Annotated in this window: 13 protein-coding genes and 2 pseudogenes; 12 read left to right on the top strand and 3 right to left on the bottom strand. The window is 72.6% G+C overall.

What is annotated here, in order from left to right; genetic code table 11:
• Positions 1-33: 33 nt before the first annotated feature.
• The 5 genes and pseudogenes from ABZX65_RS28705 to ABZX65_RS28685 all read left to right on the top strand — a co-directional run.
• Positions 34-762, top strand: a pseudogene (locus tag ABZX65_RS28705) (type II secretion system F family protein); the annotation flags it as partial.
• Between the two features lie 188 nt (positions 763-950).
• Positions 951-1754 carry a type II secretion system F family protein gene (locus tag ABZX65_RS28700; RefSeq protein ID WP_355346143.1) on the top strand — a complete coding sequence of 268 codons (804 nt, stop codon included), beginning with the start codon at positions 951-953 and terminating at the stop codon, positions 1752-1754.
• A 137-nt stretch (positions 1755-1891) separates the two neighbouring features.
• The gene (locus ABZX65_RS28695) at positions 1892-2275 is read left to right on the top strand and encodes a DUF4244 domain-containing protein (protein WP_355346140.1); all 384 of its coding nucleotides are present in this window, start codon (positions 1892-1894) and stop codon (positions 2273-2275) included.
• Positions 2262-2633, top strand: a complete 372-nt coding sequence (locus tag ABZX65_RS28690) for a TadE family type IV pilus minor pilin (RefSeq protein WP_355346137.1) — start codon at positions 2262-2264, stop codon at positions 2631-2633. The genes ABZX65_RS28695 and ABZX65_RS28690 overlap by 14 nt, the downstream gene beginning before the upstream one ends.
• A pseudogene (locus ABZX65_RS28685) lies at positions 2630-2929 on the top strand (Rv3654c family TadE-like protein); the annotation flags it as partial. The gene ABZX65_RS28690 and the pseudogene ABZX65_RS28685, both read left to right, overlap by 4 nt.
• Before the next feature lie 24 nt (positions 2930-2953).
• Here the strand turns inward: ABZX65_RS28685 and ABZX65_RS28680 are convergent.
• The gene (locus ABZX65_RS28680) at positions 2954-5599 is read right to left on the bottom strand and encodes a DEAD/DEAH box helicase (protein WP_355346134.1); all 2646 of its coding nucleotides are present in this window, start codon (positions 5597-5599) and stop codon (positions 2954-2956) included.
• Positions 5600-5759: 160 nt separating this feature from the next.
• Between ABZX65_RS28680 and bldG the strand changes: the two genes are divergently transcribed.
• The 5 genes from bldG to ABZX65_RS28655 all read left to right on the top strand — a co-directional run bounded on the left by bldG (position 5760) and on the right by ABZX65_RS28655 (position 11837).
• On the top strand, positions 5760-6101 hold the full coding sequence (bldG, locus tag ABZX65_RS28675) for an anti-sigma factor antagonist BldG (protein WP_031520166.1): 342 nt from the start codon (positions 5760-5762) through the stop codon (positions 6099-6101).
• Between the two features lie 79 nt (positions 6102-6180).
• On the top strand, positions 6181-6594 hold the full coding sequence (locus ABZX65_RS28670; protein WP_355346130.1) for an ATP-binding protein: 414 nt from the start codon (positions 6181-6183) through the stop codon (positions 6592-6594).
• 336 nt (positions 6595-6930) lie between these two features.
• Positions 6931-9318 (top strand): sodium-translocating pyrophosphatase, encoded by a 2388-nt coding sequence (locus ABZX65_RS28665; protein ID WP_355346127.1) that lies wholly within the window; start codon positions 6931-6933, stop codon positions 9316-9318.
• Between the two features lie 212 nt (positions 9319-9530).
• Positions 9531-10106 carry a small secreted protein gene (locus tag ABZX65_RS28660; RefSeq protein WP_355346124.1) on the top strand — a complete coding sequence of 192 codons (576 nt, stop codon included), beginning with the start codon at positions 9531-9533 and terminating at the stop codon, positions 10104-10106.
• 180 nt (positions 10107-10286) lie between these two features.
• Entirely contained in the window at positions 10287-11837 is a 1551-nt protein-coding gene (locus ABZX65_RS28655) for a methyltransferase (RefSeq protein WP_355346121.1), read from the top strand.
• A 110-nt stretch (positions 11838-11947) separates the two neighbouring features.
• On the opposite strand, the gene ABZX65_RS28650 is transcribed toward ABZX65_RS28655, so the two are convergent.
• Positions 11948-12298 carry a DUF2752 domain-containing protein gene (locus ABZX65_RS28650; protein ID WP_355346322.1) on the bottom strand — a complete coding sequence of 117 codons (351 nt, stop codon included), beginning with the start codon at positions 12296-12298 and terminating at the stop codon, positions 11948-11950.
• Between the two features lie 91 nt (positions 12299-12389).
• A complete protein-coding gene (locus tag ABZX65_RS28645) occupies positions 12390-12872 on the bottom strand; it encodes a TM2 domain-containing protein (RefSeq protein ID WP_355346118.1) in 483 nt (160 codons plus the stop codon).
• A gap of 203 nt (positions 12873-13075) precedes the next feature.
• Between ABZX65_RS28645 and ABZX65_RS28640 the strand changes: the two genes are divergently transcribed.
• Positions 13076-13270: a hypothetical protein gene (locus ABZX65_RS28640; RefSeq protein ID WP_355346115.1), complete on the top strand. Its 195-nt coding sequence runs from the start codon at positions 13076-13078 to the stop codon at positions 13268-13270.
• Between the two features lie 235 nt (positions 13271-13505).
• Entirely contained in the window at positions 13506-16340 is a 2835-nt protein-coding gene (topA, locus tag ABZX65_RS28635) for a type I DNA topoisomerase (protein ID WP_355346112.1), read from the top strand.
• Positions 16341-16594 lie beyond the last annotated feature (254 nt).

Here is a 16594-nt window from a genome sequence, read left to right as displayed (position 1 = left end):
CGGACGGCGGGCCGTCGCCGGGCGTGGGAGCCGCTGCGGTTCGCCGCACGGTTCGCCGGTCGGCGCGGCCGGATCGGGCCCGAGGCGGTGTGCCTGCCGGTGGGCGGTGGGCTGGGGCTGCTGACGGGATCGGTACTGCCGGTGGTCGCGGGCGCCGTGGCGGTGCCGCTGGTGGGGCGGGCGTTGCGACGGCGGGGCGAGCGGGCGGCGGCCGAGCGCCGGGCGGTCGCGGTGAGCGCGCTGTGCGGCACCGTGGCCGGAGACCTCAGGGCCGGACGGCCACCGCACTCGGCGCTGACCGACGCGGTCGAGTCGGCGGGCTGGCCCGCCTCACCCGACCTCGCCGACGCGGCACGAATGGTGCTGTCGGCGGCCAGATTCGGCGGCGACGTGCCGCACGCGCTGCGGGAGGCGTCCCGGCTCGGCGCGGGGACGCACGGGCTCGCCGCAGTCGCCGCCTGCTGGCAGGTCGCGGTGGACGGCGGCGCAGGACTGGCCGCCGCGCTCGACCGGGTCGCCGCGGCGCTACGGGCGGACGCCGATCAACGCGACGACCTGCGCGCCCAGTTGGCGGGTCCGAGGTCCACGTCGGTGCTGCTCGCGCTGCTGCCGCTGTTCGGCGTCGTGCTCGGCGCGGGCCTGGGCGCCGACCCCTCGACGGTGCTCCTGCACACCCCGGCGGGACTGCTCTGCCTGGTCGCGGGCGGCTGCCTGGAATGGGCGGGGCTCGCGTGGACGGCGCGGATCATCCGCGCGGCGGAGGGCGGACCGACGGCGGCCAGAACTCGGCCCCCCGGTCCTGCGAAGGGCGCTTCGACGGCCGCCGTTTCCGTGAAGGACGGTTCCTCGGGGGGCGGCTCTCCAGCGGCCGGTGGCGCGGTGCTTGAGACCGCGACGGTCGGCCGGCGAAAGGCGGCGACCCCGGCGGGGTCGCGGGACCGGGGGCGGCCGTGACCGCCGGGAGTGTCCACAGCCTGGGGACAGCCCTCGTGGTGCTCGCGTTGGTGGTGGCTGCGGTGGCCGCCCTCGGCGGGGCGCTGGCCGAGGCGCGGAGGGAGAAAGCGGCGACGCGACGGCTGCGCGTGGCGCTGGGGACCGGGCGGTCGCGGAGGTCCCCCCGGCGGGCGCTGCGGCGGCTCAGGGGACCGCTGCGCGACTGGGGTCCGCCGGTCGCGGCCGGGCTGGGGGCCGCGACGTTGATCAGCGGGGTGCTGGGCGGCCTGGTGGGGGTCCTCACGGCCCTCGGGGTCAGGAGATCACTCCGGGGGCGGCAGAACGCCACAGAGAGCTCCGGGGTGGACGAGGAGCCCGATCCGTCGGAACTCCCGCTCTGCGCGGACCTGATGGCCGCCTGCCTCGCCGCCGGGGCGTCACCCGGAGAAGCGGCGGGCGCCGTGGGCCGGTCGTTGGCCGGGCCACTCGGGACCGCGCTGATACGGGTCAGGGCCGAGCTGCGGCTGGGCGGCGACCCGGCGGAGTGCTGGCAGCGGTTCGGACGGCTGCCCGCCGCCCGCGAGATGGGGCGCTGCCTGGCCCGCGCCTCCACGACGGGCAGCGCGCCGGTCGCGGAGATGTCCCGGCTGGCCGCGGACTACCGGGCCGCGTACGCCCGTTCGGCGCTCGCCAGGGCCCGGCGTGCCGCGGTGCACGCCACCGCGCCCCTGGGGGTCTGCTTCCTCCCGGCCTTCCTGCTGGTCGGCGTCGCCCCCGTGGTGATGGGCCTGGCGGGCACCGTCCTCGGCCGCACGGGCTGACACCCCGCCCCGGACCGCACGGGCTGACACCCCCGCCCCGGACTGCCCGCGCCCGACGCACCACCCGAAGCGAACGACTCGAACACCCATGTCCACACGCACACCCACACGCACATCCACGACACCAGGAGATCCCGATGACGCATCAGACGATGGACCAGCACCTCGCCCGGACGGCCCAGCCGGCCCTGACGAAATCGATCAACTCGATCAACTCGAAGAACCCGCCCGGCGCGATGGCCTCGGCTCCGCCCGCGCTCCGGGTGCCGCCGGTGCCGCGCGCGGTTCGCCTGGCGCGGGCCGAGCGGCGGCGGTGGGTCGCCCGGATGCGGCGGAGGGCGGCGCGGTACAGGGACGTGAGCCGTACGGCGGCGGAGGCGGGGATGAGCACGGCCGAGTACGCGGTGGGGACGATCGCGGCGTGCGGGTTCGCGGCGGTGCTCTACAAGATCGTGACGAGCGGGCCGGTGCGCTCCGCGTTGACCGGCGTGATCGTGAAGGCACTCCATGTCCCGTTCTGAGCGGGGCCGCCCGCCGCGCGACCAGGGGTATGTGACGGCGGAGGCCGCCATGGTGATCCCGATGCTGGTGGCGCTCACCGCCGCCCTGATCTGGGGCCTGATGGCGGCCGCGGCGCAGGTGCGGTGCGTGGACGCGGCGCGGGCGGGGGCGCGTGCCGCGGCGCGCTCCGAGGCGCCGGGCGAGGTGCTGCGGGTGGCGCGGGAGGCCGCGCCGTCCGGAGCGCGGGTCGGCGTGGAGCGGTCGGGCGACCTGATCCGGGTCCGGGTCACCGTCCCGGCGCCGCGCTTCCCCGTCACCCTGCGGGCCGAGGCCGTCGCGCTCGCCGAGGACGCCGTGGGCGGGGGTGGGCAACCGTGAAGGTCCCCGCGCCCCGCGGCGACCGGGGCTCCGCCACCGTGTGGTCGCTGGGACTGATCGCCGTGCTGGGCGCGGTCTTCGCCGCCGTGCTCTTCATGGACGAGGCGGTCATCGCCAGGCACCGGGCGGGCGGCGCCGCGGATCTGGCGGCGCTCGCCGCGGCCGACCACGCGCTGGAGGGCCGTACGCGGGCCTGCGGGCTGGCGGCCGAGGTGGCGGCGGCACAGGGCGCCCGGCTGGTGAGCTGCGTGGTGGCGGGTGAGATCTCCGACGTCACCGTGGAGGTCGACGGCGCCCGTGTGCGGTCCCGCGCGGGACCGTCACTCGACCCCGGTCCCAACCCCGGGTCGGCCACCGTCGGCGGCACCGGGCGCGGCCTCAGGACCGGTCTCGGCCCAGGGCCCGGCCCCGTCCCCTGCCTCATGACCGGCCTCATGCCCGGCCCCGGCGCCGTCCCCCGCCTCAGGCGCGGCCTCGGGACCGGTCTCGGCCCCGGACCCGGGCCTGTCCCCCGCCTCAGGCGCGGCCCCGGGACCGGTCTCGGCCCCGGACCCGGCCCTGTCCCCCGCCTCAGGACCGGCCCCGGCGCCGTCAGCGGCCTCGGCGGCCTCGGCGGCGCCCGCCGTCAGCAGGCAGTCCAGGAGGCGGACGGCGGCGGCCTTGTCCAGGGGGTCGTTGCCGTTGCCGCACTTGGGGGACTGGACGCAGGAGGGGCAGCCGAATTCGCACTCGCAGGAGGCGATGGCCTCGCGGGTGGCGGTGAGCCAGGTGCGGGCGGTGTGGAAGGCGCGTTCGGCGAAGCCCGCGCCGCCGGGGTGGCCGTCGTAGACGAAGACGGTGGGCAGGCCGGTGTCGGCGTGCAGGGGTATGGAGACCCCGCCGATGTCCCAGCGGTCGCAGGTCGCGAAGAGCGGGAGGAGACCGATCGCGGCGTGCTCGGCGGCGTGCAGGGCGCCGGGCAGCTCCTCGGGGTGGATCCGGGCGGCGTCCAGTTGCGCGTCCGTGACGGTCCACCACACGGCCCGGGTGCGCAGGGTGCGCGGGGGCAGGTCGAGCTTGGTCTCGCCGAGGATCTCACCGGTGATCAGCTTGCGGCGCAGGAAGGACACCACCTGGTGGGTCACCTCGACGGAGCCGAAGTGGATCCGCGCCTCGCCCCACGGCTCCTCCAGGTCGCCGCTGAGCACCCGGATGTCGGTGGTGTCGCGGGCCATCGTGGAGTAGGACGGGTCGGCGGGTTCGACCAGCGCCACGCCGTCCTCCAGGTCGAGCCGCTTGACCAGGTAGGTGCGGCCCTGGTGGAGGTGGACGGCGCCGTCGTGGACGGCGGTGTGCGCCGAGGAGGCGTCCACCGTGCCCAGCAGCCGTCCGGTCGCCGTCTCCACGACCTGCACGGGACTGCCGCCTTCGCCGCGGATGTCGGTGAGGTCCGCGGCCCGCTCCCGGCGGGTCCAGTACCAGCCGGAGGCGCGCCGGCGCAGCAGCCCGCGCTTCTCCAGTTGCGGCATCAGCGACGCCGCCTCGGGGCCGAACAGGACGAGGTCGTCGTCGGTGAGCGGCAGCTCGGCCGCGGCGGCGCACAGGTGCGGGGCCAGCACGTAGGGATTGTCCGGGTCCAGGACGGTGCTCTCGACGGGCTGCTCGAAGATCGCCTCGGGGTGGTGGACGAGATACGTGTCCAGCGGGTCGTCCCGGCCGACCATGATCGCCAGCGCGCCCTGCCCGGTCCGTCCGGCGCGGCCCGCCTGCTGCCACAGCGAGGCCCGCGTGCCCGGGTAGCCGGCCAGCAGGACCGCGTCGAGGCCGGAGATGTCCACGCCCAGTTCGAGGGCGGAGGTGGAGGCGAGGCCGAGCAGGCGGCCGGAGTGCAGGTCGCGTTCCAGGGCCCGGCGCTCGTCGGCGAGGTAGCCGCCGCGGTAGGCGGCGACTCGCCCGGGAAGCGAGGGGTCGATCTCGGCCAGGCGTTCCTGGGCGATCAGGGCGACCAGTTCCGCGCCGCGCCGGGAGCGGACGAAGGCCACGCTGCGCACGCCCTGGACGACCAGGTCGGTGAGGAGTTCCGCGGTCTCGGCGGTCGCGGTGCGGCGCACGGGAGCGCCGTGCTCGCCGGACAGCTCGGTCAGCGGCGGCTCCCACAGCGCGAAGGCCAGGCCGCCGCGCGGCGACGTGTCCTCGGTCACTTCGGCCACCGGCACCCCGGTGAGCCGGGAGGCGGCCCGCGCCGGGTCCGCGGCCGTCGCGGAGGCGAGCACGAACACCGGCTCGGCCCCGTACCGCGCGCAGACCCGGCGCAGGCGTCGCAGCACCTGGGCGACGTGCGAGCCGAAGACACCGCGGTAGGTGTGGCACTCGTCGATCACCACGTAGCGCAGCTGGCGCAGGAAGGAGGCCCAGCGGGCGTGGCCGGGCAGGATGCCGCGGTGCAGCATGTCGGGGTTGGTGAGCACGTAGGTGGCGTACTGCCGAACCCACTCGCGTTCCTCGACGGGGGTGTCGCCGTCGTAGACCGCGGGGCGGATCGCGGTGCCCAGGGGCGCGGCGAGGCGGGTGACGGCGCGGCGCTGGTCGGCGGCCAGGGCCTTGGTGGGGGACAGGTAGAGCGCGGTGGCGCCCCGGCCGTTCGGCGCCTCGGAGCCGTCCAGCAGGGCGCTGAGCACCGGTGCCAGATACGCCAGCGACTTCCCGGTGGCGGTTCCGGTGGCCACCACCACCGACTCGCCACGCGCCGCGTGGCCCGCGGCCAGCGCCTGGTGCTCCCAGGGACGGTCGATCCCGGCCGCGCGGATCGCGTCCACGACCTCGCTTCTGATCGTGTCGGGCCAGGAGGCATGGCGGCCGACCCGCGGGGGCAGGTGCTCCGTATGGGTGATGCGCGCGGCTCGGTCTGCCCCCCTGGCGAGCCGCTCCAAAGCGGTTCGGGGGGACGGGCGGCCGTGCGCCGACTGCGGAAGATGATCCTGGGCCATCGGCACTCAGTGTGTCACCGGCGTGACGGACAATCGCAGTAAGGCGTCGTGCTCGCCCGCTGCGAAGTGATTGAATGCCATCGCGGCCGTCGATCCGTCCCCTACCTTCTGGTGGGGGCCCCAGGGGGGCGCCGCGTCGATGCAAGGTGCTGGAGGATCCGTGGACCTGTCCCTGTCGACCCGAACCGTCGGCGATCGTACGATCGTCGAAGTCGGCGGCGAGATTGATGTGTACACCGCGCCCAAGCTGCGGGAACAGCTTGTGGAGCTTGTGAACGACGGGAGTTACCACCTGGTCGTGGACATGGAGGGAGTGGACTTCCTCGACTCCACCGGCCTGGGTGTGCTCGTCGGCGGGCTGAAGCGGGTGCGTGCTCATGAAGGATCGCTGCGACTGGTGTGCAACCAGGAGCGCATCCTGAAGATTTTCCGTATCACCGGTCTGACCAAGGTGTTCCCGATTCACACCTCGGTCGACGAGGCTGTCGCGGCGACCGACTGACGATCGCCGTCGAGGGGTACCGGACGGGATCACCGTCCGGGCCCCCGTGATGCCCACCCAAAGGACCGAAGGGGAGGCCATGCCCACCGTAGAACTGCTCTTCAGCGCCCAGCCGGAGCATGTGCGAACAGCACGGCTCGTAGCGGCGGCGGTGGCGCGCCGGGCGGGGGTGGACGAGGCGGTTCTGGACGAAGTACGGCTCGCGGTGGGCGAGGCGTGCAGCCGCGCGGTGGGTCTGCACCGTGGCAACGGTGTGGAAGAACCGGTCCGGGTGATGCTGACCGAGGAGGAGAAGAAGTTCTCCATCGAGGTCGCCGACGAGGTCCCGGGCAACGCCTCGGGCTCCGCGTCCGACGCCGCGGGTGACGAGCTGAGCGACGAGGGCGAGATGGGCCTCGCCGTGATCAGTGGCCTGGTCGACGACGTCGAGGTCACCGAGACCGCCACCGGCGGTGTGATCCGCATGAGCTGGCCGATCGTCCCGCCCGTCTGACCGTAGCCCGTCCCGCCCGTCCGACCGTGGACCGGCGGACCCGCTCGACCGGCGCACCGGCTCGACCGGCGGCCCGGCCCCAGACCGGCACACCGTTCTGAGCGCGACGCGGCCCCCGGCCGCCCCTCAGATCATCTTTCTCGCCTGATCACAGGCGACACTCACTCCTGTTCACAGGCGAACGCCGCGTTCACGAATATCCTTTTTCGACGCGGCACCCTGTTTTGAAGTGCTGCGGCTCCCTACAATCCGTCCATCTTGCTCAGCTCGCCTGAGCGTTGCGGCTTGTCGAGCCGTGAAGCCGCACGCCCATGCGCCAAACGTCAAGGAGGACGAATGGCGGGGCCACTTACCCCTCACACGCTTGCCGCGACACCGGTACTGACCGACGGAAATCGTCTCCTCGTATGGATCATCGCCGTCGTCGCACTGGGCGCACTCGCGCTCGCCGCGGTGTTGGTACGTCAAGTGCTCGCAGCGGACGAGGGCACCGACAGCATGAAGAAAATCGCGGCTGCCGTGCAGGAAGGCGCCAACGCCTACCTCGCACGGCAGTTCCGCACTCTGGGAATTTTCGCCGTGGTGGCGTTCTTCCTGCTCATGCTGCTGCCCTCGGACACCACTTCGCAGCGGATCGGCCGGTCGATCTTCTTTCTCGTGGGCGCCGTGTTCTCCGCGGTCACCGGATATGTCGGAATGTGGCTGGCGGTCCGCAGCAATGTGCGGGTCGCCGCCGCGGCCAGATCGGCGACACCGGCACCCGGCGAACCCCCGGCCGACCTGACCGACGTGTCGCACCGGGCGATGCGGATCGCGTTCAGGACCGGCGGCGTCGTCGGCATGTTCACCGTGGGCCTCGGCCTGCTCGGCGCGTCCGCCGTCGTCCTGATCTACAAGGCCGACGCGCCCAAGGTGCTCGAAGGATTCGGATTCGGCGCGGCGCTGCTGGCGATGTTCATGCGCGTCGGCGGCGGCATCTTCACCAAGGCGGCCGATGTCGGCGCCGACCTGGTCGGCAAGGTCGAGAAGGGCATCCCCGAGGACGACCCGCGCAACGCCGCGACCATCGCCGACAACGTCGGTGACAACGTCGGCGACTGCGCGGGCATGGCGGCCGACCTCTTCGAGTCGTACGCCGTCACCCTGGTCGCCGCGCTGATCCTCGGCAAGGTGACCTTCGGCGACTCCGGCCTCGCCTTCCCGCTGCTCATCCCGGCGATCGGCGTCCTCACCGCCATGGTCGGCATCTTCGCGGTCTCCCCCCGCCGCAGCGACCGCAGCGGCATGACGGCCATCAACCGCGGCTTCTTCATCTCCGCGGTCATCTCCCTGATCGGCGTCGCCATCGCCGTCTACACCTACCTGCCGTCCTCCTACGCCGACCTCAAGGGCGTCGACAGCGACATCTCCGGCCACGCAGGCGACCCGCGCACCCTGGCGATGGTCGCCGTCGCCATCGGCATCGTGCTGGCCGCGGTGATCCAGCAGCTCACCGGCTACTTCACCGAGACCACCAGGCGCCCGGTCCGCGACATCGGCAAGACCTCGCTGACCGGCCCCGCCACTGTCATCCTGTCCGGGATCTCACTCGGACTGGAGTCCGCGGTCTACTCGGCGGTGCTGATCGGCCTGTCCGTCTACGGCGCCTTCCTGCTCGGCGGGACCTCCGTCTGGCTCGCGCTGTTCGCGGTCGCGCTGGCGGGCACCGGCCTGCTGACCACCGTCGGCGTCATCGTCGCCATGGACACCTTCGGACCCGTCTCCGACAACGCGCAGGGCATCGCCGAGATGTCCGGCGACGTGCACGGCGAGGGCGCCCAGGTGCTCACCGACCTCGACGCCGTCGGCAACACCACCAAGGCCATCACCAAGGGCATCGCCATCGCCACCGCGGTACTGGCCGCCACCGCCCTGTTCGGCTCGTTCAAGGAGGCCATCGACACCGCCGTCGCCAAGGCCCATCCAGCGGCCTCCGACGCCCGCTGGCTGTCCCTGGACATCTCCCAGCCCAACAACCTGGTCGGGCTGCTGCTCGGCGCGGCCGTCGTCTTCCTCTTCTCCGGCCTCGCCATCAACGCCGTCTCCCGGTCCGCGGGTTCGGTGGTCTACGAGGTGCGCAGGCAGTTCCGCGAACACCCGGGGATCATGGACGGCACCGAACTGCCCGAGTACGGACGGGTGGTCGACATCTGCACCAAGGACGCGCTGCGCGAACTGGCCACCCCCGGCCTGCTCGCCGTCCTCGCGCCCGTGGCGGTCGGCTTCACCTTCGGCGTCGGCTCGCTCGCCTCGTACCTGGCGGGCGCGATCGGCGCGGGCACGCTGATGGCGGTGTTCCTGGCCAACTCCGGCGGCGCCTGGGACAACGCCAAGAAACTCGTCGAGGACGGCCACTACGGCGGCAAGGGCAGCGAGGCCCACGCCGCGACCGTCATCGGCGACACGGTCGGCGACCCGTTCAAGGACACCGCGGGCCCGGCCATCAACCCGCTGCTGAAGGTGATGAACCTGGTGGCGCTGCTGATCGCCCCCGCGGTGGTCAAGTTCAGCTACGGCGTGGACGCGAATCTCGGCGTACGCGTCACCGTCGCGGTGGTCTCGATCGCCGTCATCGTCATCGCGGTCTACATCTCCAAGCGGCGCGGCATCGCGATGGAGGGCGACGACGACGGCGACGGCGGCGATACCGGGACCCGCACCCCGGACACGGCCGCCGTGGCCTGATCCGACGCACCGTCAAGGGCCGCGCCCGTCAAGGGTTCCGGTCCGCCGAGGGCCCGGTGGGCGACCGTACGTGATCCGGTACGTGTGCGGTCGCCCACCGCACCTTAGTGCGAATGGCTTGAATGTCGGACGAATCACCTCACGGATTCACGGTGACCACCCGTCAGCCGTGTATGTTCCGGGGCCGTAAGGCCACGGAAGGGACCCATCCGGTGAAGGTGAACAAGAAGCTCCTGGCCGCGCTCTCCGGTGCGGTCATGCTGCTCGCGCTGTCGGGGTGCAGCGACGACTCCAACAAGAAGCTGGACAACTGGGCGAAGGGCGTCTGCGACCAGGCCGCGGCCCAGACCAAGAAGATCAACGACGCCAACACGGCGATCACCCAGGTGAACAGCAACGGCAAGCCCCAGGACGTCAAGTCCGCCGACTCCGCCGCCTTCCAGTCGATCTCCGAGGCGTACAAGTCGCTCGCCGACATCGTCAGCAAGGCCGGCGCCCCGCCGGTCAAGGACGGTGCGAAGATCCAGCAGGACGCGGTGAACGACCTCAACGGCCTGTCCACCCAGTACGGGACGCTCAAGAAGCAGGTCGACGGGCTCGACACCAGCGACCAGGCGAAGTTCGCGGACGGCCTCAAGGGCGTCTCCAACTCGCTGGGCAAGGTCAGCCAGAACGGTGAGCAGGCCCTCGACTCGCTCCGCCAGGGCGACGTCGGCAAGGCCATGGCCAAGCAGCCCGGCTGCAAGCAGGCGTCCGGCTCCTCCTCGGCCTCACCGTCGGCGTCGTAGGCCCCCGGCCCCCTCAGGCCCCGGCCCCGGGCCCCCGGCCCGTGGCCACCGGACCGCGCCCGCGAAGGCCCCGCGCCCACGACCGCGCCCCCGTAGCACCCCCTTAGCACCCCCGCTGTCCGATACGCCACGGCCCGCCGCCCCGCACAAGGGGCGCCGGGCCGCGGCGATTCCGCGACAATGGCCGGTGTGAGTACGCCCCTCCTCCCCGCCGCCCGGAACGCCCCGTCCCTGCGCGACGACCTGCGCGCCGCAGCCTTCACCGCGGACGGCTGTCTCGACCTCCTCGGAGCCGCCGCCTACGCGGCCCTCTCCCGGGCCGAGACCGTCCCCGCCCTGCGCGCCACCCGTGGCGGCAGCCCCCTGGAGACCCTGGTCAGGCTCTTCCTCCTGCAACGCCCCGTGTCCTACGCGCGGGCCCGCGCCGCCCTGCCCCGGATCGACGACTACGTCGCCGGCGGCTGGCTGGCGCGCGACGGCGACGACGTACGCGCCACCGTGGACGTACGCCCGTACGCCGGTGAGGAGGGCGCGGACTGGTGGATCGTCTCCGATCTCGGCTGCGCGGTCGGCGGCGCGGGCGGTATCGGCACCGGGACCGGGACCGGGACCGACGGGGAGAGCACGCCCGGCGTCGACCGGGCCGACCTGGTGCTCGGCGTCGGCGGCGCCTCCACGACGCTGGCCGGGCTGACCGTGCGCGAGCCGGTCGGCAGCGCCCTGGACCTCGGCACCGGCTCCGGCATCCAGGCGCTGCACGCCTCCCGGCACGCCACCCGCGTCACGGCGACCGACGTCAATCCGCGCGCCCTGCACTTCGCCCGGCTCACCCTCGCGCTGTCCGGCGCCCGCGAACCCGACCTGCGCGAGGGCAGCCTCTTCGAGCCGGTCCGCGACGAGCGCTTCGACCTGATCGTGTCCAACCCGCCCTTCGTGATCTCCCCGAGCGGGCGCTTCACCTACCGGGACGGCGGTATGGCGGGCGACGACCTGTGCCGCACCCTGGTGCAGCAGTCGGCAGACCATCTCAACGACGGCGGCTACTGCCAGCTCCTCGCCAACTGGCAGCACACCGAGGGCCAGGACTGGCGCGAGCGCCTGGTCTCGTGGATCCCGCGCGGCTGCGACGCCTGGATCGTGCAGCGCGAGGTCCAGGACGTCACGCAGTACGCCGAGCTGTGGCTGCGCGACGGCGGCGACCACCGTACGGATCCGGCCACGTACGCAGCCCGCTACGACGCGTGGCTCGACGAGTTCGAGCAGCGCAAGGTGAACGGCGTCGGCTTCGGCTGGATCACGCTGCGCAAGTCCGGCGCGGACCAGCCCGTGATCACCGCGGAGGAGTGGCCGCACCCCGTGGAGCAGCCGCTCGGCCCGCACATCGCCGGGTGGTTCGACCGCCAGGACTTCCTGCGCACCCATGACGACGCGGCGCTGCTCAGCTCCCGTTTCGCGCTCGGCGACGGGGTGGTGCAGGAACAGGTGGGGCTGCCGGGCGCCGAGGACCCGGAGCACGTGGTGCTGCGCGCGGCCCGCGGTATGCGGCGCGCGACGAAGGTCGACACGGTGGGCGCGGGCTTCGCGGGCGTCTGCGACGGGACGCTGACCGCGGGGCGGATCGTGGACGCCATCGCGCAGCTGCTCGGCGAGGACCCGGTGGTGCTGCGCGACCGCACGCCGGAGTCGATCCGGCTGCTGGTGGAACAGGGGTTCCTCGACCCGGTGGAGTGACGCGGCGGAGTGACGCGGTGGAGTGACGCGGGGAGCGGCCTGGCGAGCGGCCCGGGGACGCCTCGGAGAAGGGGCCCGGCGGACTGACGCGCGGTGGAGTGGACGACGCGTCAGAACACGTTGCGGACAACCGTCCACGTCACGGCCACGCACAGCACGGCCAGTGACACCCGCGGGCTCACCACCAGCCGTCGGCGACGGCCGCGCAGCCCCTCGACCATCCAGCGCCCGCACAGCCACAGCGCCAGGGGCGCGGCCAGCAGCAGGACGGCGTTGTCGTGGAAGGCGCGCCCCACGTCGCCGTGCATCAGGTCGTACACCATGCGCGTACCGCCGCAGGCCGGGCAGAGCAGCCCGGTCGCCCAGTTGAACGGGCAGCGCGGCAGCCAGTGGCCCGGCTGGTGCGGGTCGGTGCCGTAGAGATAGACGGCGCCCGCCACTCCGGCGGCGAGCGTCGCCAGGGGAGCGGTGGCCGGGTGGCCGAGAACCGCCGACGGGCGGCGCGCCCCCGGGGAGACCGGGGGAGCGCCGACCTGTGGTCGACGGACTCCGTCAGCCACGCAGCACCCGGCCCTGCGCGTCGGTCGGGTTGTCCCCGGCCAGCAGCATGATGCCGTCGATCAGCGCCCAGATGCCGCAGCCGCCGCACGTGAAGAGCTGCCCCAGCGCCATGCCGGTGTGCCCGGTGTAGAAACGGCCCACGCCGAAGCTGCCGAGGAAGAGCTGAAGCACTCCCGCGACCACCTTGGACTTGTCCGAGTACGGCCGCCCGTAGGGGTCGTAGCCGTACGGCGCGGACGGGTCCGCGGCGTACGCGGCACCGGGCGGCGCGTACCCGCCGCCTTGCGGCGGGTAGCCGTAACCGGGTGCCTGGCCGCCGCCCTGGGGCGGGTAGCCGTAACCGGGAGCCTGGCCCCCGGGCTGCTGCGGGTATCCGTATCCGGGCTGGCCCCCGGGCTGCTGCTCCCCGTACGGATTGTCGCCCTGCGGCTTGTCACCGTACGGATTCTGGCCGTACGGATTCTGGTCGGACATGCCCCGTCCCCCTGTGCTGAACGTCGTTGAACGTCTTGTTGTGTACCGGTCGTTGCCGGACATCTTTGCAGGACGGCCCCCGCCGCGTCCCACCCCCTGGGAGCGGAGACCTGTGTTCACCCGTGGTTCGCGTGCCGGACGCCCTGGCGTGGCAGCGTCCGGGAGCACACACCTGGACAGGACGAGACGGGACGAGGGGACGCATGGAGCGGGTGCCCGCACTCTTCGCCGGAACGGTCTTCGCCGTCTTCGGGGCCGCGCTCCTGCTCTGGACGGCCGCCCGGCTGCGCGCCCGGCAGCCCGTGACGGCAGCGGGATCCACCGCCGCAACTGTCATGTCCATTTTCTTCGGTGCGGTCGCGCTCCTCACCGGCGTCTGGTGTCTCACACAGGTCTGACCGCCACCGCCCTTCCCCGACCCTCCTGACGTGCGTGAAATCACGCACGCGCCCCCGGGAACGCGCCCCCGCGCCCCTCCGGGAAACCGACCGGAGCGGCCGTCCATGCGGCAGACAGACCGGTTGTCGGGTTACCGTTCCAGTGGCGTTGTGGACTTTTCCCGTTTGACACGGGACAGGGAGGTACGGTCACACTCCGCAGCGACACACCTTCGACCGGGAGAGAAGAGCGACGTTGTCCCCGACCCGCGAGACCGCACACAGCGGCCAGCGACTCGTCATTGTCGAGTCGCCTGCCAAGGCGAAAACGATCAAGGGATATCTGGGCCCTGGATACGTCGTCGAGGCCAGCGTCGGGCACATCCGCGACCTCCCCAACGGGGCCGCCGAAGTGCCGGCGGAGTTCAAGGGCCAGCCCTGGGCGCGGCTCGGCGTCAATGTGGACAGTGATTTCCAACCCATCTATGTGGTCAATGCCGATAAAAAGGCACAGGTCAAGAAGCTCAAGGACCTCCTCAAGGACTCCACTGAACTCTTCCTCGCCACCGATGAGGACCGCGAGGGCGAGGCCATCGCCTGGCATTTGCAGGAAATCCTCAAGCCCAAGGTGCCCGTTCACCGGATGGTGTTCCACGAGATCACCAAGGACGCCATCCAGGAGGCCGTCCGCAATCCGCGCGAGCTGAACCAGCGCCTGGTCGACGCCCAGGAGACCCGCCGCATCCTCGACCGGCTGTACGGCTACGAGGTCTCGCCGGTGCTGTGGAAGAAGGTCATGCCGCGGCTGTCGGCCGGCCGCGTGCAGTCCGTCGCCACCCGGCTCGTCGTCGAGCGCGAACGCGAGCGGATGGCGTTCCGTACCGCCGACTACTGGGACCTGACCGGCACCTTCGCCACCGGCCGCACCGGTGACGCCTCCGACCCCTCCACGCTCGTCGCCCGGCTCACCACCGTCGACGGCCGCCGGGTCGCGCAGGGCCGGGACTTCGACGCGGCCACCGGCCAGCTCAAGTCCGGCTCGCAGGTGCTCCAGCTCGACGAGAGCGCCGCCCGCGCCCTGGCCGCCGCGCTCGCCGACACCCAGTTCGCCGTACGCAGCGTCGAGTCCAAGCCGTACCGCCGCTCGCCGTACGCCCCCTTCCGCACCACCACCCTCCAGCAGGAGGCGTCGCGCAAGCTGGGCTTCGGCGCGAAGGCCACCATGCAGGTCGCGCAGAAGCTGTACGAGAACGGCTTCATCACCTACATGCGTACGGACTCCACCACGCTCTCGGAGACCGCCGTCCGCGCCGCCCGCGCCCAGGTCACGCAGCTCTACGGGGCGGACTACCTGCCGGACAAGCCGCGCGTCTACGCGGGCAAGGTCAAGAACGCGCAGGAGGCGCACGAGGCGATCCGCCCCTCGGGCGACCGCTTCCGCACCCCGGCCGAGACCCGTCTGACCGGCGACCAGTTCCGGCTCTACGAGCTGATCTGGATGCGTACGGTCGCGTCCCAGATGAAGGACGCGGTCGGCCAGTCCGTCACCGTCAAGGTCGGCGGCGCCTCCGCCGACGGCCGCGACGCCGAGTTCAGCGCCTCCGGCAAGATCATCACCTTCCACGGCTTCCTGAAGGCGTACGTCGAAGGCGCCGACGACCCCAACGCCGAGCTGGACGACCGCGAGCGCAGGCTGCCGCGGGTCACCGAGGGCGACGCGCTGAGCGCCGAGGAGATCACCGCCGACGGCCACTCGACCAAGCCGCCCGCCCGTTACACCGAGGCGTCGCTGGTCAAGGAGCTGGAGGAGCGGGAGATCGGCCGCCCGTCGACGTACGCCACGATCCTGGGCACGATCCTCGACCGCGGCTACGTCTTCAAGAAGGGCACCGCGCTCGTCCCGACCTTCCTCTCCTTCGCGGTCGTCAACCTGCTGGAGAAGCACTTCGGCCGTCTGGTCGACTACGACTTCACCGCCTCCATGGAGGACGACCTCGACCGCATCGCCCGCGGCGAGGCCCAGGCCGTGCCGTGGCTGCGCCGCTTCTACTTCGGCTCCGACGACGGCAGCGCCACCGTCGGCTCCGCCGCCGACGCGGGCAACGGGGACGGCGACCACCTCGGCGGCCTCAAGGAACTCGTCGAGGACCTGGGCGCGATCGACGCCCGGGAGATCTCCTCCTTCCCGATCGGCGACGGCATCATGCTGCGCGTCGGCCGCTACGGCCCCTACATCGAGAAGGGCGAGCGCGGCGAGGACGACCACCGCCGCGCCGACGTACCCGAGGACCTGCCGCCGGACGAGCTGTCCGTCGAGTACGCCGAGGAGCTGTTCGCCAAGCCCAGCGGCGACTTCGCGCTCGGCGACGACCCGGCGACCGGCCGCCCGATCATCGCCAAGGACGGGCGCTACGGTCCCTACGTCACCGAAGTCCTGCCCGAGGACACCCCGAAGACGGGGAAGAACGCGGTCAAGCCGCGTACCGCCTCGCTCTTCAAGTCGATGTCCATCGACACCGTCACCCTTGAGGACGCCCTCAAGCTGATGTCCCTGCCGCGCGTCGTCGGCAAGGACGCCGAGGGCGTCGAGATCACCGCGCAGAACGGGCGCTACGGGCCCTACCTGAAGAAGGGCACCGACTCGCGCTCGCTGGAGACCGAGGACCAGCTCTTCTCGATCACCCTCGACGAAGCGCTCGCCATCTACGCCCAGCCCAAGCAGCGCGGTCGCGCCGCCGCCAAGCCGCCGCTCAAGGAACTGGGCACCGACCCGGTCAGCGAGCGCCCCGTCGTCGTCAAGGACGGCCGCTTCGGCCCCTACGTCACCGACGGCGAGACCAACGCGACGCTGCGCCGTGACGACGAGGTGGAGTCGATCACGCCCGAGCGCGGGTACGAACTCCTCGCGGAGAAGCGGGCGAAGGGGCCCGTGAAGAAGAAGACCGCCGCCAAGAAGGCACCGGCCAAGAAGGCTCCCGCCAAGAAGACGGCGGCTTCCGGCACCGCGAAGAAGACTGCCGCGAAGAAGGCACCGGCCAAGAAGGCGGCTGCCTCCGCGGCGGCGAAGAAGTCGACGGCCTCAGCCGACTAGGGCGTGTCCGGCACACCGGGCCGGTGGGCGGGCGACGACAGCGCCTGCCCCACCGGGCCGGTGGTGAACCGCGCGCCGGTCATGGGCCGGTCGCGCGGGTTCCCGCGCCCCTGAGGAACTGGCCATGCGTCAGCGCGCCGTACCTTCCGCCTCTCCTGCCTCCCCTTCCTCCCCCTTGAAGGGCCCGCGGAAGGGCCCCTCGAAGGGCCGTCTTCGCCCAGGTGAGTGCGCTTCCCCGCCCTCCTTGAGGGGTG

This window comes from Streptomyces sp. NPDC003300 (genome assembly GCF_040610915.1).
Classification (GTDB): domain Bacteria; phylum Actinomycetota; class Actinomycetes; order Streptomycetales; family Streptomycetaceae; genus Actinacidiphila.
The sequence above is the reverse complement of the archived record's forward strand: the minus strand, read 5'-3'. Positions and strand labels throughout refer to the sequence as shown.

What these genes read in the sequence shown, in the direction of transcription:
- ABZX65_RS28695 (WP_355346140.1), top strand. Translation starts at nt 1,892, where the DNA reads ATGACGCATCAGACGATGGACCAGCACCTCGCCCGGACGGCCCAGCCG.
- ABZX65_RS28690 (WP_355346137.1), top strand. Translation starts at nt 2,262, where the DNA reads ATGTCCCGTTCTGAGCGGGGCCGCCCGCCGCGCGACCAGGGGTATGTG.
- ABZX65_RS28680 (WP_355346134.1), bottom strand. Translation starts at nt 5,599, where the DNA reads ATGGCCCAGGATCATCTTCCGCAGTCGGCGCACGGCCGCCCGTCCCCC.
- ABZX65_RS28670 (WP_355346130.1), top strand. Translation starts at nt 6,181, where the DNA reads ATGCCCACCGTAGAACTGCTCTTCAGCGCCCAGCCGGAGCATGTGCGA.
- ABZX65_RS28665 (WP_355346127.1), top strand. Translation starts at nt 6,931, where the DNA reads ATGGCGGGGCCACTTACCCCTCACACGCTTGCCGCGACACCGGTACTG.
- ABZX65_RS28655 (WP_355346121.1), top strand. Translation starts at nt 10,287, where the DNA reads ATGGCCGGTGTGAGTACGCCCCTCCTCCCCGCCGCCCGGAACGCCCCG.
- ABZX65_RS28645 (WP_355346118.1), bottom strand. Translation starts at nt 12,872, where the DNA reads ATGTCCGACCAGAATCCGTACGGCCAGAATCCGTACGGTGACAAGCCG.
- ABZX65_RS28640 (WP_355346115.1), top strand. Translation starts at nt 13,076, where the DNA reads ATGGAGCGGGTGCCCGCACTCTTCGCCGGAACGGTCTTCGCCGTCTTC.